This is a genomic window from Pseudomonas sp. EA_35y_Pfl2_R111 (genome assembly GCF_963970955.1).
In the GTDB taxonomy this organism is placed as follows: Bacteria; Pseudomonadota; Gammaproteobacteria; order Pseudomonadales; family Pseudomonadaceae; genus Aquipseudomonas.
This window is the reverse complement of record NZ_CAXAOM010000004.1, coordinates 399,023-422,112: the sequence shown is the minus strand read 5'-3', so window position 1 is coordinate 422,112 and position 23,090 is coordinate 399,023. Positions and strand designations below refer to the sequence as shown.

Genomic DNA, 23,090 nt, shown 5'->3' with positions numbered 1-23,090 from the left:
TGATCAAAAAGCGTACAAAGGCCGCAAGAAGCCGCGCCACTAAGCCTGCAAGCGCCTACGCCCACCTTATCCACAGTTCGCCCCACAGTCTTTGTGCACAACTCGCCGCGCGCTGCCGCCAGGGTTGTGCATAACGCCAAAGCGGCTTCTGGCTATGGACCCCATCAAGACAATCAACAGCCCAGCCGCAGAGCACAGGCGTAACGTCACTCCACCCACCAAGGAGATACGTCCATGCCCCTCAATGACCTGTTACGCAGCCTGCTTGCCGCCTATGCCAGTGGCGCCAGCGGAGCCTGTGGCAATTGCTGCGACTGACCTGCACCGTCGGTTTTTTCGTGCACTGCGGCAAACCTGGGTTTGCCGCCTATGGCTGATGCGTGCTGACTCACGTATAAATCTGCGCACTATTGCCTACAGATCTGCCTGCAGTTCTGCCAGGCGATTCGCCCCAGAAACCGTAGAAAGGAATCCGACCCATGGCCGGCGCTAGCCTGTTAACCCTGCTCGATGATATTGCCGCCGTTCTTGACGATGTAGCGGTAATGACCAAAGTCGCTGCCAAGAAAACCGCCGGGGTACTCGGCGACGACCTGGCGCTGAATGCCCAGCAGGTCAGCGGCGTACGCGCCGAACGTGAACTGCCGGTGGTCTGGGCCGTGGCCAAGGGTTCGTTCAAGAACAAGCTGATTTTGGTGCCTGCCGCCCTGCTAATCAGCGCCTTCGCGCCTTGGGCGATCATCCCGCTGCTGATGTTCGGCGGCGCCTTCCTCTGCTACGAAGGCTTCGAGAAGCTGGCGCACAAGTTTCTCCACAGCAAAGCCGACGATCAGGCGCAGCACGCAGAACTGCTGCACGCCGTGTCCGACCCTGAAGTAGATATGCTGGCCTTTGAGAAGGATAAGATCAAAGGCGCGATCCGCACCGACTTTATTCTCTCGGCGGAAATCATCGCCATCACCCTCGGCACCGTGGCCCTGGCCAGTTTCGGCAAACAAGTGGCCGTGCTGTCGGGCATTGCCATCGTGATGACCATCGGCGTGTATGGGCTGGTGGCGGGTATCGTCAAACTGGATGATGCCGGTCTGTACCTTAACCAGCACGGCGGCGAAGGCTTGGGCGGCCGCCTGCAACGAAGCTTCGGTCGGGGCATTCTATTTACCGCACCGTACATGATGAAGGGCCTGTCGATTCTCGGCACCGCGGCGATGTTTATGGTCGGTGGTGGCATCCTCACCCATGGTGTGCCTGCGTTGCACCACGGCATCGAACACCTCGCCGCCGAACTGGCAACTAGCAACGGCCTGCTCGCGGCCCTGCTACCAACCTTACTCAACGCCATCGCTGGGATAATCGCCGGCGCCATCGCCCTGCTGCTGGTCAATCTAGCCACGCGCCTGTGGAAAACCATCAAGCGCTAGGCCGACAGCGGCCTGCCCGCGCCCCTTTCTAGGGGCGCGATAGATTCAGACTCAGCAATCCCCTTGCAGGCTGGCAATCCAGCGCTGCAGCACCTCGACGCCTTCGGCATGCACAGTGGAGCGGCCCAACTCCGGCATCATGATGCTCGGGTCGACGCTCTCCACACGAAACAGCAGCACTGACTTATCCGGCTGGCCCGGGTGAATATCCACCAGCCGGTCACCCGAACCTTTACCCGCAGCCACCGGCTGCTTGCACAGGCCATAACTGATGCCGATGGCCGGGGCCGGGGCGAGCAGCAGACCCGAGGTACGACCCGGTCCCTTGGGGTTGTGACAGTGGCTGCAGTTGGCATCCAGATAACTGCGCGCCTGCTGCTCCAGGCTCTCGTCTGGCCGCGGGGTCGGCCATAAAGCGTTCTGCGGCACGCCCTGCAACTCGGCCGGCAAGCCTTGCAGACGTCCCTGCTGTTGCCAGTGCTGCAACTGGTTATGCGTGCCATCGGCGTAAGCGAAGTCCTTGTTCAGATGGCGCGCCTTCGGGCCCAGCGGATTAACGCCCTTGCCTGCAGTTTCCTCGTGGCAACCAGCGCACTGGTTGGCGTCCGGCACCTGATAGGCCACCGCCTGAGTCTTGCCCTCGGCATTCAGCAGGCTCAGCTGGCGGCTGTCGCCAGCCCACTCCAGGTGCGCCTCCTGTTGCTGTTCATCCCACACATAGGGCAATGCGACCCAGCCGTCTTGCTGCTTCAGCAGGATGCGCGTCTCGATCAACTGTACCCGTGCCAAATCCAGGCCGCGCTGCGGGTCGCGGTCATCCTGCTCATTAAGCAACAGACGGCCCTGGGCGTCCTTGGGGTAGTAGAAGGTCTTACTCAGAACCGTGCCGACCGGGTAGTCAAAGTGCGCCTCACCGTAGGTCGCCGCCGTACCCGCCGGCATCCACACACTGCGCAACTTGTGCGCGTAGTCGGTAAACAGCGGGGTATTCAGGTCATAGGGCAACGCCTCGGCGGTGGGTGCGATAAAGCCGTCGGCGCGTTGCAGCATGCCCCACTCGCTGAGTTTTTCCGGGTAGTTGTCCCCTTGCAGCAGGTACAGCGGCGCCGGCTGCTGCTCGCAACCGGCGAGCAGCAATAACGCTCCCAGTAACAGACGACGCATCAGGCCCCCTGGTCGGCGTCAGCCGAGGCCAGCTTGACCTCTGGCAGCGGCGGCAGGCTGCAGCGGTAGTTGGTCATGTCGGTGCTGATGTTCTTGTAGTTGTTCGGCCCGTCGACGTTGATCATCCCCGCCTCGCCGTTATTGATGCAGATCGCCCGGTCAGCCGGCAGCTTGCCGTCGACCAGAATGTCGAGGTTGACGTAGCCATCCCAGAGAATATCCGGCAGGCGGCCATTCAAGCCGAACTGGCTGACCTTCAGCGCCTTCAGCTCCAGATGATCCGGGCTGTCGCCACCCGGGCCGAAGCGGTTGCCGTGGATATGGATACCTTCGGGATAGGGGTCAAAGTTCTCGGCGGTAGAGAGGTCGGTGTAACCGGTGCTGAAGTAGCTGCTGATGATGATGTTGGCGGTCTTGTGATCGCCGATATCGTTGTCGAACACCTCAACATCGTCATTGGAGTTGATTACCACCCCGGAGCCTGCCGGCACGCTGGCAACCGGCGTGCCCTTGTGGCCGAAGTTCTTGTGGTTGTTGCCTTCGATCTTATTGCGAAACACTCGTGTCACCCGGCCGGCCTGCGGCAGGTTGGGCATGTTGAACACCAAAATGCCGCCGGTGTTGCCGGTGGCGACGTTGTCATACACATCGGCGTCGATGGTGTTTTCGATCTCGATGCCGGCGACGTTGCGCTCGGCGCGGCTGTTACGTACCACCACATTGCGCGACTGGCCGACATAAATGCCGGCATCGGAGGCGCCAATGGCCACCGCGCCGTCGATCAGGGTGTTCTCGGTCTGCACCGGGTAGATGCCGTAGGCGCCGTTCTCGGTGGCCGGGCCGTTGGTCCACTCGGTGCGCACGCGGCGGATGATGATGTTCTTGCCGCCCACCACTTTCAGCGAGTCACCCAGGGTGTCCTCGAAGGCGATGTCTTCAATGGTGAAATCCGAGGCGTCCACCAGCAGGCCTTCGGCGCCGGACTTCTGCCCCTTGAAGCTGAGGATGGTCTGGTCCATGCCTGCGCCCTTGATGGTCACACCGCTGACTTTCAGGCTCAGGCTGCGGTCGAGCTGATAGGTGCCGGCAGGAATCTCGATCACGCTCCCAGGCTTGGCCTTGATCAGCTGCGTCTGCAGGTCTCTCTGGAAGTCCAGATCGGCCACCGGGGCCGGTTCTTCGCTGCAAGCGGCAAGCAGCAAGGACAGGGCAAGCACGGAAAGTGGGGCAAAGCGCATGGCAATCTCCAGCGGTTTTTTCTTATTAAGTGGAACGATAGTACCAACTAATAAAAAAAAGCCAAGCCCCGCGCCAGCACAGCGCAACCCTCCCGACCAACAGCCAGCCTACGCAGAGCGCGATGCATCCGTTACCATCGCCGGCAATTAAGCGAAGAGATGCGGCATGTATATCTATCGATTGGTGCTGATCCTGGTGGTGGGGATCTACCTGTTCTCCCCGGCCATCATGGACTGGTGGATCGACCCCAATGGGGCCTGGTACCGCCCCTACCTGCTGTGGCTGATCCTGATAGTCGTGACCTTTATTCTCCAGAGCCAACGTGATGCTGACGAGCTTTAGCCTGAGCCAGCTGATTCTGATCAGCGCTGCCTATCTACTTATTCTGTTCGGCGTGGCCTGGATCAGTGAACACGGCCTGATCCCGCGCTGGGTGATCCGCCATCCGCTGACCTACACCCTGTCGCTCGGCGTCTACGCCAGCGCCTGGGCCTTCTACGGCACAGTGGGTCTGGCCTACCAATACGGCTACGGTTTTCTCGCCAGTTATCTGGGGGTGTCCGGCGCGTTTCTGCTGGCGCCGGTGCTGCTCTATCCGATCCTGCGCATCACCCGCACCTACCAGCTGTCATCACTGGCCGACCTGTTTGCCTTCCGTTTTCGCAGCACCTGGGCCGGCGCCCTGACCACGGTGTTTATGCTGGTTGGCGTGTTGCCGTTACTGGCCCTGCAGATTCAGGCAGTAGCGGATTCCATCGGCATCCTCACCCGTGAACCGGTGCAGGAGCGCGTGGCGCTGGCCTATTGCGGGCTGATCATTCTGTTCACCATCCTCTTCGGCGCCCGGCATATCGCCACCCGCGAGAAACACGAAGGCCTGGTGTTCGCCATCGCCTTCGAGTCGGTGGTCAAACTGGTAGCAATCAGCGCTATCGGCCTGTACGCCCTGTATGGCGTATTCGATGGCCCGCAAGAGCTGCAATCCTGGCTGGTACAGAACCAGTCCTCGCTGACCAGCCTGCACACCCCGCTGCAGGAAGGTCCCTGGCGCACTCTGCTGCTGGTGTTCTTCGCCTCAGCCATTGTCATGCCGCACATGTACCACATGACCTTTACCGAGAACCTCAACCCGCGCGCCATGGTCAGCGCCAGCTGGGGCCTGCCGCTATTTCTGCTGCTAATGAGCCTGGCGGTACCGCTGATTCTCTGGGCCGGGCTGAAACTGGGCGCAACCACCAACCCGGAATACTTCACCCTCGGCGTCGGCATCGCGGTCAACAGCCAGACCCTGGCGTTGATCGCCTATGTCGGCGGCCTCTCAGCCTCCAGCGGCTTGATCATCGTCACCACCCTGGCGCTGTCCGGCATGGTGCTCAACCATGTAGTGCTGCCGCTGTACCAACCACCGTCGGAAGGCAATATCTACCGCTGGCTGAAGTGGACCCGCCGCGCGCTGATCCTGCTGGTGATCATGGCCGGCTACGGCTTCTATCTATTGCTCGGTGCCGAACAGGACCTGGCCAACCTGGGCATCGTTGCCTTCGTCGCCACCCTGCAGTTCCTCCCTGGCGTGCTCTCGGTGCTGTACTGGCCGACCGCCAACCGCAAAGGCTTTATCGCCGGGTTGCTGGCGGGGATCGGCGTGTGGGTGGTGAGCATGTTGTTGCCGATGCTCGGCAACCTGCAGGGGCTGTACCTGCCCTGGTTCAACGTCATCTATGTATTGGATGACAGCAGCTGGCACCTGGCAGCCATCGGTTCGCTGGCGGCTAACGTACTGGTGTTTACTCTGGTGTCGCTGTTTACCGAGGCCAGCCCGGAAGAAAAGAGTGCCGCCGAAGCCTGCGCCGTGGACAACGTACGCCGCCCGCAACGCCGTGAACTGCTGGCCGCCTCGCCGCAGGAATTTGCTGCGCAACTGGCCAAACCCCTGGGGGCGAAAACCGCCCAGCATGAAATAGAACAGGCGCTGCGCGATCTGCATTTGCCGTTCGATGAAGGTCGCCCCTATGCCCTGCGCCGCCTGCGTGATCGCATCGAGGCCAACCTCTCCGGGCTGATGGGCCCCAGCGTGGCCCAGGACATTGTCGAAACCTTCCTGCCTTATAAAGCCGGCAGCGAAACCTATGTCACCGAAGATATCCACTTTATCGAGAACCGCCTGGAGGACTACCACTCCCGCCTCACCGGCCTCGCGGCCGAACTCGACACCCTGCGCCGCTATCACCGTCAGACCCTGCAGGAGTTGCCCATGGGCGTCTGCTCGCTGGCCAAGGATCAGGAAATCCTGATGTGGAACAAGGCCATGGAGGAGCTCACCGAAATCCCCGCGCAGCGCGTGGTCGGCTCGCGCCTGGCTACCCTCGGCGAGCCCTGGCGCGGCCTGCTGCAGAACTTTATCGAACTGCCCGACGAGCACTTGCACAAACAGCGCCTGGCCCTCGACGGCCAGACACGCTGGCTCAACCTGCACAAGGCGGCCATCGACGAGCCCCTGGCGCCCGGTAACAGCGGCCTGGTATTGCTGGTTGAAGACCTCACCGAAACGCAGATGCTGGAAGACAAGCTGGTGCATTCCGAACGCCTGGCCTCTATCGGTCGCCTGGCCGCCGGGGTCGCTCACGAAATCGGCAACCCAATCACCGGTATCGCCTGCCTGGCGCAGAATCTGCGCGAAGAGCGCGAAGGTGACAGCGAGCTGACCGAGATCAGCGAACAGATCATCGAACAGACTAAACGCGTGTCGCGGATCGTCCAGTCGCTGATGAGTTTTGCCCATTCTGGCAGCCACCAGAACAGTGAGGAGCCGGTTTGCCTAGCCCAGGTCGCCCAGGATGCTATTGCGCTGCTGGCGCTCAACCGGCGCAGCGTCGAAGTGCAGTTTTTCAACCTCTGCGATTCCGACCACTGGGTAGTGGGTGACCCGCAACGTCTGGCCCAGGTGCTGATCAATCTGCTGTCCAACGCCCGCGATGCCTCACCGCCAGGCAGCGCGATCCGGGTCAAGAGCGAACGTTTCGAGCACACCGTCGACCTCATCGTCGAGGACGAGGGCAGCGGTATTCCCAAAGCAATCATCGACCGTTTGTTCGAACCTTTCTTCACCACCAAGGACCCGGGCAAAGGTACGGGACTGGGCCTTGCACTGGTCTATTCGATCGTGGAAGAGCATTATGGACAGATAACAATCGACAGCCCGGCCGACCCCGAGCTTCAACGCGGCACCCGCATTAGGGTCAGCCTGCCGAGGCATGTCGAGGCGACGTCCATAGCGACTTAAACCAGCTACCAGCGAGCATGCCTGCCAGGCCCCTTAGTCCAGCGGCATGCCCCGAGACCGTCGAGAGACCGAATTGATGCCTCATATTTTGATCGTCGAAGACGAAACCATTATCCGCTCTGCCTTGCGTCGCCTGCTGGAACGTAACCAATACGAAGTCAGCGAAGCGGGCTCGGTGCAGGAAGCGCAAGAACGCTTCAGCATCCCCAGCTTCGACCTGATTGTCAGCGACCTGCGTCTACCGGGCGCACCCGGCACCGAGCTGATCAAGCTCGGTCAGGGCACTCCGGTGCTGATCATGACCAGTTACGCCAGCCTGCGTTCGGCGGTCGACTCGATGAAGATGGGCGCGGTGGATTACATCGCCAAACCCTTCGACCACGACGAAATGCTCCAGGCCGTGGCACGCATTCTGCGCGACCACCAACAGGCCAAAAGCGCACCAGCACCTGCTACCGGCACGACGAAAGCCAGTGCCGACAAGGTGGTGGATAACAGTAACGGCGAAATCGGCATCATCGGCTCCTGCGCCTCCATGCAGGAGATGTACAGCAAGATCCGCAAAGTCGCGCCCACCGACTCCAACGTACTGATTCAAGGCGAGTCCGGCACCGGTAAAGAGCTGGTTGCCCGCGCCCTGCACAACCTATCGCGCCGCGCCAAGGCGCCGCTGATTTCGGTGAACTGCGCCGCCATCCCGGAATCGCTGATTGAATCCGAACTGTTCGGCCACGAGAAGGGCGCCTTTACCGGTGCCAGCGCCGGCCGTGCCGGCCTGGTCGAAGCCGCTGACGGTGGCACTTTGTTCCTCGATGAAATCGGTGAACTGCCCCTGGAAGCCCAGGCCCGCCTGCTGCGCGTATTGCAGGAAGGCGAAATTCGCCGGGTTGGCTCGGTGCAGTCACAGAAGGTTGATGTACGCCTGATCGCTGCGACACACCGCGACTTGAAAACCCTGTCGAAGATCGGCCAGTTCCGCGAAGACCTGTATTACCGCCTGCACGTGATCGCTCTGAAACTGCCACCGCTGCGTGAGCGCGGGGCGGACGTAATCGAAATCGCCCGTGCCTTCCTGATCCGCCAGAGCACCCGCCAGGGCCGTCTCGACCTGAGCTTTGCCAACGATGCAGAACAGGCCATCCGTCATTACCCATGGCCGGGCAACGTGCGCGAGCTGGAAAACGCCATCGAGCGCTCGGTGATTCTCTGCGAAGGCAACAGCATCTCGGCCGAGCTGCTGGGGATCGATATCGAGCTGGATGACCTGGAAGACGACTTCACCGGTCTGCCCGCGCAAAGTGGCGGTCTGGGGCATGAACCAAGCGAACCGACCGAAGACCTGTCACTGGAAGACTACTTTCAGCACTTCGTACTGGAACACCAGGACCACATGACCGAGACCGAACTGGCGCGCAAACTCGGTATCAGCCGCAAATGCTTGTGGGAGCGCCGCCAGCGCCTGGGCATCCCGCGGCGCAAATCCTCGGGCGCCACCGCGGGCTAGAGCGTCGCTGCAGGGTGACAGATGTGTGCGTGAGAGGTTCCACGGCCTGTTACCCATTCAACACTTAGTAACAAAAGCCGGGTCTTATGGTAACGAGAACCCGGCTTTTTTATGCGACCCCGCCACCACCATCCCAGCTCAAGCCCTTGTTTTTAAAGGAATTGTAAAAGCTGGCACGGGTTCTGCTTTACTGCTGGCACAACAACAATAACAAGCACGCTCCAAACCTAATAAAAATAAGACGTACCGACTCCAGCACAATAAAAACAACAACGCGGAGGCGCAGCTAACTGATTCTTTTGGAAAGGAATTGCCTTTGGGGTTCGCCCCAAAACCAGGCTGAGAATAATAAAACTGCCCTAAGGCAGCGCCAGAACTGGTTGGGTCACTGTGTGATCATGGCAGCATCAGCATCCAAAGCAATCCGTTTGCTCTTGATTCCCAACTTGGGAAATTTTCCAAAAGTCCTTGACTGGATGGAACGGGTAAATCAACAAAAACAACAAGCCCGCCATAATAATAAAAAAAGAGCACGCACCAATTTGGGGGGGAGCTTCGGCTCCCCCAGTAGCTTCAAACTCCCCGCCTGCAGCAGTCTCCCGCCGTTTCCTGCATCAACCCCCGACTCAATGCTAGAATCCGCGCCATTCCTGCGGCCGGCATATACTCTGGCCAGTCATTTAGTCAAACAGTGCCTCCCATGCTGAAAAAGCTGTTCAAGTCCTTTCGTACCCCCATCCGCCGTGGCAAACACTCGCACAGCACACCCGAAGTGCTGAGCAGCAGCCAGCATCCGATCGAGCGCGGTGAAATCAGCCGCTACGCCATCAGCGTGGTCGAACGCCTGCAACAGGCGGGCTATCAGGCGTATCTGGTCGGTGGCTGCGTGCGCGACCTGCTATTGGATATCGACCCCAAGGATTTCGACGTGGCCACCAGTGCCACGCCGGAACAAGTGCGTGCCGAGTTCCGCAACGCCCGGGTAATCGGTCGGCGCTTCAAGCTGGTTCACGTGCATTTCGGCCGCGAGATCATCGAAGTCGCCACCTTCCGCGCCAATCACCCCGAAGGCGATGAAGAAGAGAACAGCAACCTGTCCTCACGCAACGAGAGCGGGCGCATCCTGCGCGACAACGTTTATGGCAGCCTGGAAGACGATGCTCAGCGCCGCGACTTCACCATCAATGCGCTGTATTACGACCCAAGCACCGAGCGCATTCTCGATTACGCCAATGGCGTGCACGACATTCGCAATCACCTGATCCGCCTGATCGGAGACCCCACCCAACGCTACCAGGAAGATCCGGTGCGCATGCTCCGTGCCGTGCGTTTTGCCGCCAAACTGGATTTCGACATCGAGAAACACAGCGCCGCACCGATCTACAAGCTGGCTCCTCTCCTCGGCGGCATTCCCGCCGCGCGCCTTTTCGATGAAGTGCTCAAGCTGTTTCTCGCCGGCTACGCGGTGTACACCTACGAGCTGCTGGTCGATTACGGCCTGTTCGGCCAGCTGTTCCCGGCCAGCGCCGAAGCGCTGAAACTCAACCCGGACTACACCGACCAGCTGATCCGTAATGCGCTGGACAGCACCGACCTGCGCATTCAACAGGGTAAAACAGTCACCCCGGCGTTCCTCCTTGCCGCACTGCTGTGGCCAGCCCTGCCGGCCCGCGTGATCAAGCTGCAGGATCGCGGCATGCCGCCGATCCCGGCCATGCAGGAAGCCGCTCACGAGCTGATCAGCGAGCAATGCCAGCGTATCGCCGTGCCCAAGCGCTTCACCATGCCGATCCGCGAAATCTGGGATATGCAGGAACGCCTGCCGCGTCGCAGCGGCAAACGCGCCGATATGCTGCTGGAAAACCCACGCTTCCGCGCCGGTTACGACTTCCTTCTGCTGCGTGAAAGCGCTGGCGAGCAAACCGGCGGCCTCGGCGACTGGTGGACCCGTTATCAGGATGTCAGCGACAGCGAACGGCGCAATATGATCCGCGACCTCAGTAGCAAGGACGATGGCCCCGCCGGGCCGCGCAAGCGCAAACGCAGTAACAGCAAACGCAAGCGCGGCTCTGCAGGTGACGGCGCCAGCACCGCCGCGAGTGAATAATGGAGCGCGTGTATATCGGCCTGGGCAGTAACCTGGCCACCCCGTTTCTCCAACTGCGCAGCGCCCTGGCCGCCCTGGCCGCGCTGCCGCACACCAGCCTGGTCGCCCAATCGTCCTTCTATGCCAGCGACCCACTGGGCCCGGCGGATCAGCCGCGCTATGTAAACGCGGTGGCCGCGCTGGATACCCAGCTCAGCCCTCTGGAGTTGCTCAATGCCCTGCAAGCCATCGAGCTGGAACAGGGCCGCACGCGCAAGGCCGAACGCTGGGGCCCACGCACCCTCGACCTGGATATCCTGCTGTTCGGCGAACGCCAGCTGGATGAACCACGCCTGACCGTGCCGCACTACCATATGCACGCCCGCGCCTTTGTCCTTTATCCACTGGCCGAGATTGCCCCCGCGCTGCACCTGCCGGATGGCCGCGCGCTAACCGAACTGCTTGGCGACTGCCCCTTCGAAGGCCTTGAGCGCATAGGCGAACCGCCACGTTGAGCCTGCTTGAACGTGCTATAGCCGAGCGCAGCAGATTTCATTGGCGGTAACGCCCGTAACAGGCCGGTAACACCTGCAATTGACTTCGAGCCCCCCCATCAGGACTATAGGCGTCCCGTTGCCCCGCACCGGTGCAATTCGAGGCCAATGCAGGCCAACTTGAAGCAGCACAACTGCTGACTGAACGCCTGAGTGAGGACAGTTTTCATGCCTGATGTAACCCTGACCACCCTGCAAAGCCTCAAGCAGAGCGGCGAGAAGATCGCCATGCTGACCTGCTATGACGCCACGTTCGCCCAGACGGCCTGCCAGGCCGGTGTCGATGTGCTGCTGGTGGGCGATTCCCTCGGCATGGTCTTGCAAGGCCATGACAGCACGCTGCCCGTCACTGTCGCCGAGATGGCGTACCACACCGCCTGCGTCAAACGTGGCAACCAGGGCGCGCTGATCCTCGCCGACCTACCCTTCATGGCTTACGCCACCATTGAGCAAACCCTCAATAACAGCGCCGCGCTGATGCAGGCCGGTGCACATATGGTCAAGCTCGAAGGCGCGGCCTGGCTGGCCGAACCGATTCGCCAACTGGCCGAACGTGGCGTACCGGTCTGTGCCCACCTCGGTCTCACCCCGCAGGCAGTGAATATCCTCGGCGGCTACAAGGTTCAGGGGCGTCAGGAAGCCCAGGCAAGGCAGATGCGCGCCGACGCCATGGCCCTGGAGCAAGCCGGCGCGGCCATGCTGCTGCTGGAATGCGTTCCCAGCGAGCTGGCCGCCGAGATCAGCCAGGCAGTGAAGATCCCGGTGATCGGCATTGGTGCCGGTGGCGCAACAGACGGCCAAGTACTGGTGCTGCACGACATGCTTGGGCTGTCCCTGAGCGGCCGCACGCCGAAGTTCGTGAAGAACTTTATGGCCGGCCAGAGCAGCATCCAGCACGCCATCAGCGCCTACGTCAAAGCGGTCAAAGACCAGAGCTTCCCAGCAGCCGAACACGGATTTTCTGCATGAACACAGTTAAAAGCGTGCGCGAATTGCGCGCCGCTGTCGCCCAGGCACGCGCCGAAGGCAAACAGATCGCCTTCGTCCCGACCATGGGCAACCTGCACGCCGGCCACGCCGCACTGGTGGAGAAAGCCGCCCAGCGCGCTGACTTCGTGGTCGCCAGCATCTTCGTCAATCCGTTGCAGTTCGGCCCTAGCGAAGACCTCGACAAGTACCCGCGAACCCTGCTCGCCGACCAGGAAAAACTGGTCGAAGCCGGGTGCCACCTGCTGTTTACCCCCGATGTCGAAGAAATCTATCCGCACGGCATGGACGGCCAGACCCGCGTCAGCGTGCCAGGCGTTTCCGAAGGACTGTGCGGCGCCAGCCGCCCTGGACACTTCGAAGGCGTCGCCACCGTTGTCAGCAAGCTGTTCAATATGGTGCAGCCGGATCTGGCGATTTTCGGCCAGAAGGACTTCCAACAACTGGCAGTGATCCGCACCCTGGTACGTGATCTGAATATGCCGATCCAGATCATCGGCGAACCCACCGTTCGCGCCGAAGATGGTTTGGCATTGTCCTCGCGCAATGGCTACTTGAACGCCGAACAGCGTGAAGCGGCGCCGGCGCTGTACCGTTCGTTGCAGGAGATGGCCACGGCGATTCGCGCTGGCGAACGTGACTACGCCACGCTAATTACCGCAGCGCAGCGGCAACACAGTGCTGCTGGTTTTCGTCCGGATTACTTGGAAGTGCGCGAAGCAAATAGCCTGCGACCGGCCACCGCCGATGATCGTCAGCTGGTGATTCTGGTGGCCGCCTTTATCGGCAACACCCGGCTGATCGACAACCTGGCCTTCGACCTCGATGCGCCAACCTGAGCAGCAGGTTGCCTCCCCCCCACACCCTCCAGTTACACTCAAGGCCCGGATCACTCCGGGCTTTTTTGTATGATTTGCCGCACCCAGCACAAGGAACACGCACCAATGGCCTATTCCCAGCAGCCACATGACGTCACCACCCTGTCCGCCTGGCAGGCGCTGCGCGAGCAGCGCGAGCAGATGAACGACTTCAGCATGCGTGAGGCCTTTGCCAGTGACCCGCAACGCTTTAACCGTTTCTCCTTAAGCAGCTGCGGTCTGTTGCTGGATTATTCGAAGAACCTGATCGACGAAAAGACCCTCGAACTGCTGGTGCAACTGGCCGAACAGACCGGGCTGGAGGAGTCCATTCAATCGCTGTTCAGCGGCGAGCAGATCAACGCGTCCGAGGGCCGCGCCGCACTGCACACCGCCCTACGCAGCCCGATTGGCCGCTGCCTGAAACTCGATGGCGTCGACCTGATCCCGCAAGTCCACCGCGTACTGCATCAGATGACCGAACTGGTCAGCCGCATCCACAGCGGCCTATGGCGCGGCTACAGTGAAAAACCGATCACCGAAGTGGTGAATATCGGTATCGGTGGCTCATTCCTTGGCCCGCAGTTGGTCTCCGAAGCGCTGCGTCCCTTTACCCAACGCGGCGTGCGTTGCCATTACCTAGCCAATATCGATGGCAGCGAATTTCGCGAGCTGACCGCGCGATTGGACCCGGAAACCACTCTGTTTATCGTGTCATCTAAATCCTTCAGCACCCTGGAAACCCTGAAAAACGCCCTGGCCGCACGCGACTGGTACCTGGCCATGGGCGCCCCGGAAGCTGAACTGCACAAACATTTTATTGCCGTCACCAGCAACCCCACTGCCGCGATCGATTTCGGCATCAAGGAGGAAAATATCTTCCCGATGTGGGACTGGGTCGGCGGGCGTTATTCGCTGTGGTCGGCCATCGGCTTGCCCATTGCGTTGGCCATCGGCATCTCCAACTTCAAGGAGCTGCTGGCCGGCGCCTATGCCATGGACCAGCACTTCACCCAGGCGCCGCTGGCCGAGAACATGCCGGTGCTGATGGCCCTGCTGGGTATCTGGTACGGCAACTTCTGGGGCGCGAAAAGTCAGGCGATCCTGCCCTACGATCACTACCTGCGTAACTTCACCAAACACTTGCAACAGCTGGACATGGAATCCAACGGCAAAAGTGTGCGCCAGGACGGCAGCCCGGTAGATTTCAGCACCGGGCCGGTGATCTGGGGCGGCGTCGGCTGCAACGGTCAGCACGCCTACCACCAGCTACTGCACCAGGGCACCGAGCTGATCCCGGCGGACTTTATCGTCCCGGTCAACAGCTTCAGTCCGTTGGCCGACCATCATCAGTGGCTGTTCGCCAACTGCCTGTCGCAGAGCCAGGCATTGATGCACGGCAAGACCCGCGCCGAAGCTGAAAGCGAGCTGCGCGGCAAGGGGCTGGATGAAGCTGAAGTACAACGCCTGGCGTCACACAAGATGATTCCCGGCAACCGGCCGAGCAATATCCTTGTGCTCAACCGGATCGACCCGTTCGGCCTCGGCGCACTGGTGGCGCTGTATGAGCACAAGGTCTTTGTGCAAAGCGCCATCTGGGGCATCAACGCCTTCGATCAGTGGGGCGTCGAACTAGGCAAGGAGCTGGGCCAGGGCGTTTATCAACGCCTGACCGGGCAGCTCGAGGAGCCTGCCAGTGACGCCTCGACCGAGGGTCTGATCCAGCATTTCCGTGATCGTCACCGCGGCTAGCTGCGGCAGAATCGCTGACGATACTCATCGGGAGTAACCCCCAGGCGCTGACTAAAGCAGCGCCGCAGGTTGTACAGCGAAATAAAGCCGCACTGCTCAGCCACGCGCTTGAGGGAGCGGGCGCCCTGCTCCAACTGACGACAAGCTGCCTCCAGGCGCAGTTGCTGCAGAAAGTGCCCCGGCGTCATCTGCAGCTCATCGCGGCAACGACGGTGCAAGGTACGCACTGACAGCGCCAGCCCCGCCGCCATCGCCTGGGTATCCAGTTGCTGCTGCAGCCTGGGCTGCAACCACTGTTTGAGGCTTTCCGCCAGGCCGCCGGGCGCCCCGCCCTGCGCCAGCAACTCGGCGCTGAACTGGCGTTGCCCACCACTGCGCCTGAGTGGCAGTACCAAGTCCTTGGCCACATCCAAGGCCATTGTCGGCCCGCAATCCTCTTCTACCAGGGCCAGGCATAGGTCAATCCCGGCGGTCACGCCCGCCGAGCTGTAGCAGTTGCCATCCTTGATAAACAGCGCATCGGCACACACCTCGGTTTGCCCAAAGCTGCGCTGCAGCAGCTCGACATAGCGCCAATGGGTAACCGCCATACGGCCATCCAGCAGCCCGGCCTGGCCCAACAAAAATGCCCCAGTGCACACCGAACAACAGCGCGCCAGCTGCCCGGCGGCCTGACGCAACCAGGCGGCCAGCTGCCCACCCGCCAGCGCCTGCATCACGCCGAAACCACCGGCCACCAGCAGCGTCGCCCCAGCCAGCTGAGCAATCGGCGGTAAGGGCTCTGTGAGCACCACCACACCCGCCGAAGCACGCACCTCGCCGCCATATTGCGAGACTAGGCGCAGGCGATAACGCGGCGGCAAGCCGGCAGCCGCCAGCCGGTCATTAACCACGGCAAAGACTTCCAGCGGCCCACTGGCATCGAGCAACTGGAAGTTGTCGAAGACCAGCAGCAAAACATCCTGCAGCTCACCAGGCGGCGACAGTGGCAATTCGTGCATCTCAATCATCCTTGGCGCCTGTTCAAAGGCGCGCGAGCCTGTGGCACTGGCAGATATTCACTCAACAATGGCATTACTGCCAAGCACAGCCAGGCGAGACTCAAACCTCGACTGGAGACTACCCATGCCTACTCGCCTTCTGCTGCTCAGCCTGTGCCTCAGCCTATTGCTCGAAACAACCACAGCGCGCGCCGCAACACCGCCACAGGTAAACAACGAAGCCATCGCCGCTTATGTGCCGCGCCACGGCCGCGAGCGTCCGGTAATCGCCGTGCTGGGCGAGAACCGCATGACTGAACTGGTCGACTTCGTGGTGCCCTACGGGATTCTCAAGCGCGCCGATATTGCCGAGGTGCTGGCCGTCGCCCCCGATCCTGGCGCCATCAAGATGCTGCCGGCGTTGAGCTTTGCCGCCGATTTCAGCACGGCCGAGTTCGATGCACGCTATCCGCAGGGCGCCGACTATCTGATCGTCGCGGCCACTCACCATAATGACGACGCGCGCCTGCTCGCCTGGATCCGTGCGCAAGCGGATAAAGGCGCGACCCTGCTGGGAATCTGCGACGGCGTATTCAGCCTGGCCCACGCCGGCCTGCTGAACGGCAGGCGCGCCACCGGGCATTGGTACTCGGCCAGCAACCGCCAGGCACAATTCCCACAGACCCAGTGGCTGGAACAACGCCGCTATGTGGTCGATGGCGCGATGATCAGCAGCTCGGGAGTCAGCGCGGCCATGCCGGTAACCCTGGCTCTGGTCGAGGCCATTGCCGGACGCACACGGGCGCAACAGCTGGCCGATGAACTTGGGCTGGCCGATTGGTCGGCCACACACGATAGCCGCGCCTTTACCCTGCAGCGCGCCGACTACCTGACCCTGGCCGGCAACTGGCTGGCGTTTTGGGGGCATGAAACGCTGATCATCCCCGTACAGGCCGGGATTGATGAAATTGCCTTGGCCTTGACTGCCGACGCTCACGCGCGAACCTACCGCTCACAGGTGCTAAGCATTGCCGCTGCGCCACTGCTAACACGTAGCGGCCTGCGCCTGATACCTGACCGCGTACACGGCGAGCCGGGCATGCACAGCCTGAGCATCGGCAAGGGCCCGGCAAGCCATGCCTTGCACCAAGCCCTGGCGGATATTGCCAATCGTCATGGCGCAGCGACTGCGCGCCTGGTCGCCCTGCAGCTGGAATACCCCAGCCCCTACCTTGCCTCGGTCACGGCGCCCTGAGCGGCCACAGCACTTGTACCAAGCACTCGCTTGGGTGCACCCTTATGGGCATCGCGGAACACAACGACAAGGACCCGCCATGTTCGACATTACCCGCCACCCCGTGCCCGACGCCGTGCGCCAACGCGCCCATCTGAACAACGACGACTACCTGCGCCTTTACCAGCAGTCGATTGAACAGCCGGAAATTTTCTGGGCCGAACAGGCCAAGGCATTCCTCGACTGGAGCAAACCCTGGACCAGCGTGCAGCAGGGCGACCTGCTCAGTGGTCAAGGCTCCTGGTTCAAGGGTGGCCAGTTGAACGTCAGCTACAACTGCATCGACCGCCATCTGGAACAACGCGGCGAACAGATCGCACTGATCTGGGAGGGCGACAACCCCAGCGAATCAGCGCATATCACCTACAACAAACTGCACCACAACGTCTGCCGACTGGCCAATGTGCTGAAGAGCCGTGGAGTGAAGAAAGGCGACCGCGTGTGCATCTACATGCCGATGATCCCCGAAGCCACCTACGCCATGCTCGCCTGCACGCGCATCGGCGCAGTGCATTCGGTGGTATTTGGCGGCTTCTCCCCGGACGCGCTGCGCGACCGCATCCTGGACTCCGACTGCCACACCGTGATCACCGCCGATGAAGGCGTACGCGGCGGCAAATACGTAGCGCTCAAAGCCAACGTCGACAAGGCGCTGCAAAGTTGCCCGGCAGTCAGCACCGTTGTGGTGGTTGAGCGCACCCAAGGCGAGATCGACTGGGTGGAGGGCCGCGATATCTGGTACCACCAGGCACTCAAGGATGTCAGCGGCGACTGCCCACCGGAGCCGATGGACGCCGAAGATCCGCTGTTTATCCTCTACACCTCTGGCTCCACCGGCAAACCCAAGGGCGTGCTGCACAGTACCGGCGGCTATCTGTTGATGGCGGCCATGACCCACAAGTACGTATTCGACTACCACGAAGGCGATATCTACTGGTGCACCGCCGACGTCGGCTGGGTCACCGGGCACAGCTATATCGTCTACGGCCCGCTGGCCAACGGCGCGACTAGCCTGATCTTCGAAGGCGTGCCCAACTACCCGACGTCCTCGCGCTTCTGGCAGGTGATCGACAAACACCAGGTGAATATCTTCTACACCGCGCCCACCGCCCTGCGCGCGCTGATGCGCGAAGGCAGCGGCCCGGTCGAATGCACCGAGCGCACCAGTTTGCGCCTGCTCGGCAGCGTCGGCGAGCCGATCAACCCGGAAGCCTGGGAGTGGTATTACAACGTGGTCGGCGAACGTCGCTGTCCGATCGTCGACACCTGGTGGCAGACCGAGACCGGCGCCATTCTGATCACCCCACTGCCGGGCGCCACCGACCTCAAGCCCGGCTCGGCGACCCGCCCGTTCTTTGGCGTGCAGCCGGTGCTGCTGGATGAACAGGGCAAGGAGATCGACGGACCTGGCTCAGGCGTGCTGGCGATCAAGGACAGCTGGCCAAGCCAGATCCGCAGCGTTTACGGCGATCACCAACGGATGATCGACACCTACCTCAAACCCTACCCCGGTTACTACTTCAGCGGCGACGGCGCGCGCCGCGACGAGGACGGCTACTACTGGATCACCGGCCGAGTCGATGACGTAATCAACGTCTCCGGCCACCGCATCGGTACCGCCGAAGTGGAAAGCGCCCTGGTGTTGCACGACGCTGTCGCCGAAGCCGCGGTGGTTGGCTACCCGCACGATCTCAAAGGCCAGGGCATCTATGCCTTCGTCACGCCGATGAATGGCGTGGAAATCAACGACGCGCTGAAGAAGGAACTGCTGGCACTGGTCGGCAAGGAAATCGGCAGCTTCGCCAAACCCGAGCTGATCCAGTGGGCGCCCGGCCTGCCGAAAACCCGTTCGGGCAAGATCATGCGGCGCATCCTGCGCAAGATCGCCTGCAACGAGCTGGAAAACATGGGCGACACCTCGACCCTGGCCGACCCGACGGTGGTTGACGGGCTGATCGAGCAACGCCTGAACCGCTAAACCCAAACGTGGGGCGGCCATGCTTACGGCGTGGCCGTCCCACAGAGCCCCTATGGAATTCCTTCGCCGCCGTATCGAGAGCCAAGTCCTTAGCCTGAGCGGCATCGCCCTTGGCCAGATCGACTTTGAAAAGCCCCACGGCGACCCCGGCCTGTTCGGCCCGGACTCGGTGAGCTGGCAGGTACATGGCGACTTCACCAGCATGCTGATCGGCGGCATCAGCGCCCTGCTCTTGCAGGCCCTGCATCCACTGGCCCTGGCCGGCGTGTGGGACCACTCGAACTTTCGTGACGACCTACTCGGTCGCCTGCGCCGCACCGGGCAATTTATTTCCGGCACCACCTACGGTTCGCGCGCCGATGCAGATTGGCTGATCGACAAGGTCAAAACCATTCACCTCAAGGTTTCGGGCACAGCTCCAGATGGCCGAGCCTACGCTGCCAGTGATCCAGCGCTGCTGACCTGGGTGCATGTGGCCGAGGTACACAGTTTCCTCCAGGCCCATCTGCGTTACCGTAACCCGCAACTGAGCGAAGCCGATCAGGACCGCTACTACGCGGAAATCGCTCTGATCGCCGAACGCCTGGGCGCCACACAGGTGCCACGCTCGCGGGCTGAGGTCGCGGCCTACCTAGCGGCTGTGCGCCCTGATCTGCTCTGCGACGAACGTTCGCTGGAGATTCTGCGCACTCTGTTAAACGCACCTGCCCCCAGCGTTATCGCAGCACCAGTGGCCAAATTATTGATGCAAGCGGGCATCGACCTGTTGCCCGATTGGGGACAGAAGATGCTTGGCCAACAGGTCAGCCCGGCGCGCAGCCGCATGATCCAGGCCGGCGTACATAGCCTTTCCCCTGTGCTGCGCTGGGCCGTACGCAGTGGCGCCATCCACCGCGCGCGCAAACGCCTGCAACCGCCATTCAACAGCTGACTGGCCAGTTCGCGTACTGGTCGTGCACAAAGCCGCTGTGCCACCATAGCGGCCTTTCGCGGCCTAGCCCGCACCGGCTATTTGAGAGGATCACGCTATGCAAGACGTCGTCATCGTTGCCGCCACCCGCACCGCCATCGGTAGCTTCCAAGGTTCACTGGCGAATATCCCGGCCCCTGAGCTGGGCGCAGCAGTGATCCGCCGCCTGCTTGAACAGACAGGCCTGGACGGCGCGCAGGTTGATGAAGTGATCCTCGGCCAAGTGTTGACCGCCGGCAGCGGCCAGAACCCGGCGCGCCAAGCCGCGATTCTTGCCGGCCTGCCCCACGCTGTGCCGGCCCTGACCTTGAACAAGGTCTGCGGCTCGGGCCTCAAGGCCCTGCACCTGGGTGCTCAGGCGATTCGTTGTGGCGACGCCGACGTCATCATCGCCGGCGGCATGGAGAACATGAGCCTCTCCCCTTACGTCATGCCCGGCGCGCGTACAGGTCTGCGCATGGGTCATGCCAAAGTGATCGACACGATGATCACCGACGGCCTGTGGGACGCTTTCAACGATTACCACATGGGTATCACCGCCGAGAACTTGGTGGACAAGTACGACATCAGCCGCGAAGCGCAGGACGCCTTTGCCGCCGCCTCGCAGCAAAAAGCCGTGGCGGCCATCGAAGCCGGACGCTTTGTCGATGAAATCACCCCGATCATGATTCCCCAGCGCAAAGGCGATCCGCTGGCCTTCGTTACTGACGAGCAGCCCCGCGCCGGGACAACCGCCGAGTCCCTGGGCAAACTGAAACCGGCATTCAAAAAAGACGGCAGCGTCACCGCTGGCAACGCCTCCAGCCTGAATGACGGGGCCTCGGCCGTACTGCTGATGAGCGCTGCAAAAGCCCAGGCCCTCGGCCTGCCGGTACTGGCAAAGATCGCCAGCTACGCCAACGCTGGCGTCGACCCGGCCATCATGGGCATCGGCCCGGTCAGCGCCACCCAGCGTTGCCTGGCCAAGGCCGGCTGGCAGCTGGCCGACCTGGACCTGATTGAAGCCAACGAAGCCTTCGCCGCGCAGGCCCTGGCAGTCGGCAAAGAGCTGAACTGGGATTCCAGCAAGGTCAACGTCAACGGCGGCGCCATCGCCCTCGGCCACCCGATTGGCGGCTCTGGCTGCCGCGTGCTGGTGACCCTGTTGCACGAGATGATCAAACGCAACGCCAAGAAAGGCCTCGCCACCCTGTGCATTGGCGGCGGTCAGGGCGTGGCACTGGCGATCGAACGGGCCTGATAACAGCGCTTAGCTATAGCTAGAAAAAGCCGGTCCCATCAATCAGAGGGCCGGCTTTCTTATTTACCATCGACAGCAATGATGATTGCTATTGACCACCTGCGTTTCTCAAGAGTCGGGCTGCGGCGCAACATTAGCCCCGTAGCCACTTACCCCACTCTTCCGAGGACACCCAGATGAACAAGTACCTGATCGCTTCCCTGCTTGCCGCCAGCCTGACCAGCAATGTGTTCGCTGCTGATGGTGCCGAACGCACCCTGAGCAACCGGATCGCCGCCGACGGCTTCGACCGTACCAGCATCAACCGTATCGCCGAAGGTGGTGCTGATCGCACCGGCGGCAATCGTGTAGCCGCTGACGGCGCCGACCGTACTGGCGCTAACCGTATCGCAGCCGACGGTTTTGACCGGACCAGCATTAACCGTATCGCCGAAGGTGGCGCTGATCGCACCGGCGGTAACCGCGTAGCTGCTGACGGCGCTGAGCGTACTGGTGCTAACCGTATCGCAGCCGACGGTTTTGACCGTACCAGCATCAACCGTATCGCCGAGGGTGGTGCAGACCGCACCGGTGGCAACCGCGTAGCCGCTGATGGCGCCGACCGCACCGGCGTCAACCGCATCGTCTGATTACATAGTTACTCGCAAATTAAAGGGCACCTTAGGGTGCCCTTGCTGTTTTTGCCGAGCCTGCGTCCCGGCAGATGAATCTTGATAAACTGCGCACCCTCCATTTTCGAGTCGCCGCGCATGTCCTCTCTCGATCAGGCGCTGCGCGCCGCACTGCTCAACCGCCAAGACCTGCTGGCCGAACTGCATAGCCAAGGCACAGATTGTTACCGCTTGTTCCATGGTAGCCAGGAGGGCGCCGGCGGCCTGACCATCGACCGTTACGGCCCACAATTGCTGGTGCAGAGTTTCCACCAGAGCCTGAGCCGCAACGAACTGCTGCAACTGGCCGAACAGTGCCAGGCCAGCCTCGGCGCACAACTGCTGCTGGTGTACAACGACCGTTCCCAGGACAACTCACGGATCGACCGCACTGATTCGGTCTACCACGCCGAGCCTGCTGCTTTGGAAGACTTGATCGGCCATGAGTGGGGCCTTAATTACCGCGTACGCGGCCGCCATGCCGGGCAAGACCCGCTGCTGTTTCTCGACCTGCGCAACGCACGTGGCTGGGTCAAAGCTCACAGCGCCGGCAAGTCGGTGCTCAATTTGTTCGCCTACACCTGTGGCGTCGGCTTGAGCGCGGCCGCAGGGGGAGCAAGTGAAGTCGTCAATCTGGATTTTGCCGAAGGCAATCTGGCGGTCGGTCGCGAGAATGGCGCACTCAATCCCGAGCTTGCGCCCATGCAATTTGTCCAGTCGGACTATTTCCCGGCGATCCGCCAACTCGCCGGCCTGCCAATCAACGCCCGGCGCGGGCAAAAGCTGCCGCATTATCCGCGCCTTGAGCAACGTCAGTTCGATGTGGTGCTGCTCGACCCGCCCGCCTGGGCCAAGAGCGCTTTCGGTACGGTCGATCTGCTGCGCGATTACCAGAGCTTGCTCAAGCCAGCGATCCTCGCCACCGCCGATGATGGCGTGCTGATCTGCTGCAATAACCTGGCAAAAGTCGCCATGGCCGATTGGCGCGAACAGGTGCTGCGCTGCGCGGAAAAGCTCGGACGTGCGGTGCGGGATTGCCAGGTACTGCCACCAGCAAGCGACTTCCCCTCTCAAGACGGCCAACCGCCACTAAAAACCCTGATCCTGCAGTTCTGAGCCCCGCACGGGCGCAGA

General features: G+C 61.7%; 18 protein-coding genes. 15 read left to right on the top strand and 3 right to left on the bottom strand.

The features are described from left to right. The first annotated feature begins 479 nt into the window (after positions 1 to 479). Positions 480 to 1,421 (top strand): DUF808 domain-containing protein, encoded by a 942-nt coding sequence (locus tag AACY25_RS17440; protein ID WP_339526226.1) that lies wholly within the window; start codon positions 480 to 482, stop codon positions 1,419 to 1,421. Positions 1,422 to 1,472: 51 nt separating this feature from the next. Here AACY25_RS17440 and AACY25_RS17435 read toward each other — a convergent pair whose 3' ends face one another. Then, positions 1,473 to 2,585 (bottom strand): SO2930 family diheme c-type cytochrome, encoded by a 1,113-nt coding sequence (locus AACY25_RS17435; RefSeq protein WP_339526224.1) that lies wholly within the window; start codon positions 2,583 to 2,585, stop codon positions 1,473 to 1,475. Then, entirely contained in the window at positions 2,585 to 3,823 is a 1,239-nt protein-coding gene (locus tag AACY25_RS17430) for a parallel beta-helix domain-containing protein (RefSeq protein WP_339526222.1), read from the bottom strand. The genes AACY25_RS17435 and AACY25_RS17430 overlap by 1 nt, the downstream gene beginning before the upstream one ends. Before the next feature lie 166 nt (positions 3,824 to 3,989). Between AACY25_RS17430 and AACY25_RS17425 the strand changes: the two genes are divergently transcribed. From AACY25_RS17425 to pgi, 8 genes are all read left to right on the top strand, one after another. Then, a complete protein-coding gene (locus AACY25_RS17425) occupies positions 3,990 to 4,166 on the top strand; it encodes a hypothetical protein (protein ID WP_003244646.1) in 177 nt (58 codons plus the stop codon). Continuing rightward, entirely contained in the window at positions 4,150 to 7,104 is a 2,955-nt protein-coding gene (locus AACY25_RS17420; protein ID WP_339526220.1) for a sensor histidine kinase, read from the top strand. The genes AACY25_RS17425 and AACY25_RS17420 overlap by 17 nt, the downstream gene beginning before the upstream one ends. A 76-nt stretch (positions 7,105 to 7,180) precedes the next feature. Next, on the top strand, positions 7,181 to 8,608 hold the full coding sequence (locus tag AACY25_RS17415) for a sigma-54-dependent transcriptional regulator (RefSeq protein ID WP_339526218.1): 1,428 nt from the start codon (positions 7,181 to 7,183) through the stop codon (positions 8,606 to 8,608). A gap of 700 nt (positions 8,609 to 9,308) precedes the next feature. Then, positions 9,309 to 10,715, top strand: a complete 1,407-nt coding sequence (locus AACY25_RS17410; protein ID WP_339526216.1) for a polynucleotide adenylyltransferase PcnB — start codon at positions 9,309 to 9,311, stop codon at positions 10,713 to 10,715. Then, complete coding sequence (gene folK, locus AACY25_RS17405) at positions 10,715 to 11,209, top strand: 2-amino-4-hydroxy-6-hydroxymethyldihydropteridine diphosphokinase (protein ID WP_339526214.1); 495 nt, start codon at positions 10,715 to 10,717, stop codon at positions 11,207 to 11,209. Before AACY25_RS17410 ends, folK begins: the two co-directional genes overlap by 1 nt. A gap of 207 nt (positions 11,210 to 11,416) precedes the next feature. Further along, positions 11,417 to 12,217: a 3-methyl-2-oxobutanoate hydroxymethyltransferase gene (gene panB, locus AACY25_RS17400; RefSeq protein WP_339526213.1), complete on the top strand. Its 801-nt coding sequence runs from the start codon at positions 11,417 to 11,419 to the stop codon at positions 12,215 to 12,217. Then, positions 12,214 to 13,074, top strand: a complete 861-nt coding sequence (gene panC, locus AACY25_RS17395; RefSeq protein WP_339526212.1) for a pantoate--beta-alanine ligase — start codon at positions 12,214 to 12,216, stop codon at positions 13,072 to 13,074. The genes panB and panC overlap by 4 nt, the downstream gene beginning before the upstream one ends. Before the next feature lie 105 nt (positions 13,075 to 13,179). Continuing rightward, on the top strand, positions 13,180 to 14,844 hold the full coding sequence (pgi, locus tag AACY25_RS17390; RefSeq protein ID WP_339526211.1) for a glucose-6-phosphate isomerase: 1,665 nt from the start codon (positions 13,180 to 13,182) through the stop codon (positions 14,842 to 14,844). Here pgi and AACY25_RS17385 read toward each other — a convergent pair. After that, on the bottom strand, positions 14,841 to 15,845 hold the full coding sequence (locus AACY25_RS17385) for a GlxA family transcriptional regulator (RefSeq protein ID WP_339526210.1): 1,005 nt from the start codon (positions 15,843 to 15,845) through the stop codon (positions 14,841 to 14,843). The two genes, pgi and AACY25_RS17385, sit on opposite strands and share 4 nt — an antisense overlap. A 124-nt stretch (positions 15,846 to 15,969) precedes the next feature. Between AACY25_RS17385 and AACY25_RS17380 the strand changes: the two genes are divergently transcribed. The 6 genes from AACY25_RS17380 (at position 15,970) to AACY25_RS17355 (ending at position 23,072) form a co-directional block, all read left to right on the top strand. Beyond that, the gene (locus tag AACY25_RS17380; protein ID WP_339526208.1) at positions 15,970 to 17,079 is read left to right on the top strand and encodes a DJ-1/PfpI family protein; all 1,110 of its coding nucleotides are present in this window, start codon (positions 15,970 to 15,972) and stop codon (positions 17,077 to 17,079) included. Positions 17,080 to 17,158: 79 nt separating this feature from the next. After that, entirely contained in the window at positions 17,159 to 19,096 is a 1,938-nt protein-coding gene (gene acs, locus AACY25_RS17375; RefSeq protein ID WP_339526206.1) for an acetate--CoA ligase, read from the top strand. 52 nt (positions 19,097 to 19,148) lie between these two features. Beyond that, entirely contained in the window at positions 19,149 to 20,027 is an 879-nt protein-coding gene (locus AACY25_RS17370) for an oxygenase MpaB family protein (RefSeq protein ID WP_339526204.1), read from the top strand. A 97-nt stretch (positions 20,028 to 20,124) separates the two neighbouring features. Continuing rightward, positions 20,125 to 21,306 carry an acetyl-CoA C-acetyltransferase gene (locus tag AACY25_RS17365; protein WP_339526202.1) on the top strand — a complete coding sequence of 394 codons (1,182 nt, stop codon included), beginning with the start codon at positions 20,125 to 20,127 and terminating at the stop codon, positions 21,304 to 21,306. Between the two features lie 176 nt (positions 21,307 to 21,482). Beyond that, positions 21,483 to 21,935, top strand: a complete 453-nt coding sequence (locus tag AACY25_RS17360; RefSeq protein ID WP_339526200.1) for a phage infection protein — start codon at positions 21,483 to 21,485, stop codon at positions 21,933 to 21,935. A 120-nt stretch (positions 21,936 to 22,055) separates the two neighbouring features. Next, entirely contained in the window at positions 22,056 to 23,072 is a 1,017-nt protein-coding gene (locus tag AACY25_RS17355) for a class I SAM-dependent rRNA methyltransferase (protein WP_339526198.1), read from the top strand. Positions 23,073 to 23,090: the final 18 nt, after the last annotated feature.

Excerpts from the sequence above, each read along its gene's own strand:
- pgi (WP_339526211.1), top strand. The coding sequence starts at position 13,180 with ATGGCCTATTCCCAGCAGCCACATGACGTCACCACCCTGTCCGCCTGG.
- AACY25_RS17380 (WP_339526208.1), top strand. The coding sequence starts at position 15,970 with ATGCCTACTCGCCTTCTGCTGCTCAGCCTGTGCCTCAGCCTATTGCTC.
- AACY25_RS17435 (WP_339526224.1), bottom strand. The coding sequence starts at position 2,585 with ATGCGTCGTCTGTTACTGGGAGCGTTATTGCTGCTCGCCGGTTGCGAG.
- AACY25_RS17385 (WP_339526210.1), bottom strand. The coding sequence starts at position 15,845 with ATGCACGAATTGCCACTGTCGCCGCCTGGTGAGCTGCAGGATGTTTTG.
- AACY25_RS17355 (WP_339526198.1), top strand. The coding sequence starts at position 22,056 with ATGTCCTCTCTCGATCAGGCGCTGCGCGCCGCACTGCTCAACCGCCAA.
- panB (WP_339526213.1), top strand. The coding sequence starts at position 11,417 with ATGCCTGATGTAACCCTGACCACCCTGCAAAGCCTCAAGCAGAGCGGC.
- panC (WP_339526212.1), top strand. The coding sequence starts at position 12,214 with ATGAACACAGTTAAAAGCGTGCGCGAATTGCGCGCCGCTGTCGCCCAG.
- acs (WP_339526206.1), top strand. The coding sequence starts at position 17,159 with ATGTTCGACATTACCCGCCACCCCGTGCCCGACGCCGTGCGCCAACGC.
- AACY25_RS17425 (WP_003244646.1), top strand. The coding sequence starts at position 3,990 with ATGTATATCTATCGATTGGTGCTGATCCTGGTGGTGGGGATCTACCTG.
- folK (WP_339526214.1), top strand. The coding sequence starts at position 10,715 with ATGGAGCGCGTGTATATCGGCCTGGGCAGTAACCTGGCCACCCCGTTT.
- AACY25_RS17360 (WP_339526200.1), top strand. The coding sequence starts at position 21,483 with ATGAACAAGTACCTGATCGCTTCCCTGCTTGCCGCCAGCCTGACCAGC.
- AACY25_RS17430 (WP_339526222.1), bottom strand. The coding sequence starts at position 3,823 with ATGCGCTTTGCCCCACTTTCCGTGCTTGCCCTGTCCTTGCTGCTTGCC.
- AACY25_RS17415 (WP_339526218.1), top strand. The coding sequence starts at position 7,181 with ATGCCTCATATTTTGATCGTCGAAGACGAAACCATTATCCGCTCTGCC.
- AACY25_RS17410 (WP_339526216.1), top strand. The coding sequence starts at position 9,309 with ATGCTGAAAAAGCTGTTCAAGTCCTTTCGTACCCCCATCCGCCGTGGC.
- AACY25_RS17440 (WP_339526226.1), top strand. The coding sequence starts at position 480 with ATGGCCGGCGCTAGCCTGTTAACCCTGCTCGATGATATTGCCGCCGTT.
- AACY25_RS17365 (WP_339526202.1), top strand. The coding sequence starts at position 20,125 with ATGCAAGACGTCGTCATCGTTGCCGCCACCCGCACCGCCATCGGTAGC.
- AACY25_RS17420 (WP_339526220.1), top strand. The coding sequence starts at position 4,150 with ATGCTGACGAGCTTTAGCCTGAGCCAGCTGATTCTGATCAGCGCTGCC.
- AACY25_RS17370 (WP_339526204.1), top strand. The coding sequence starts at position 19,149 with ATGGAATTCCTTCGCCGCCGTATCGAGAGCCAAGTCCTTAGCCTGAGC.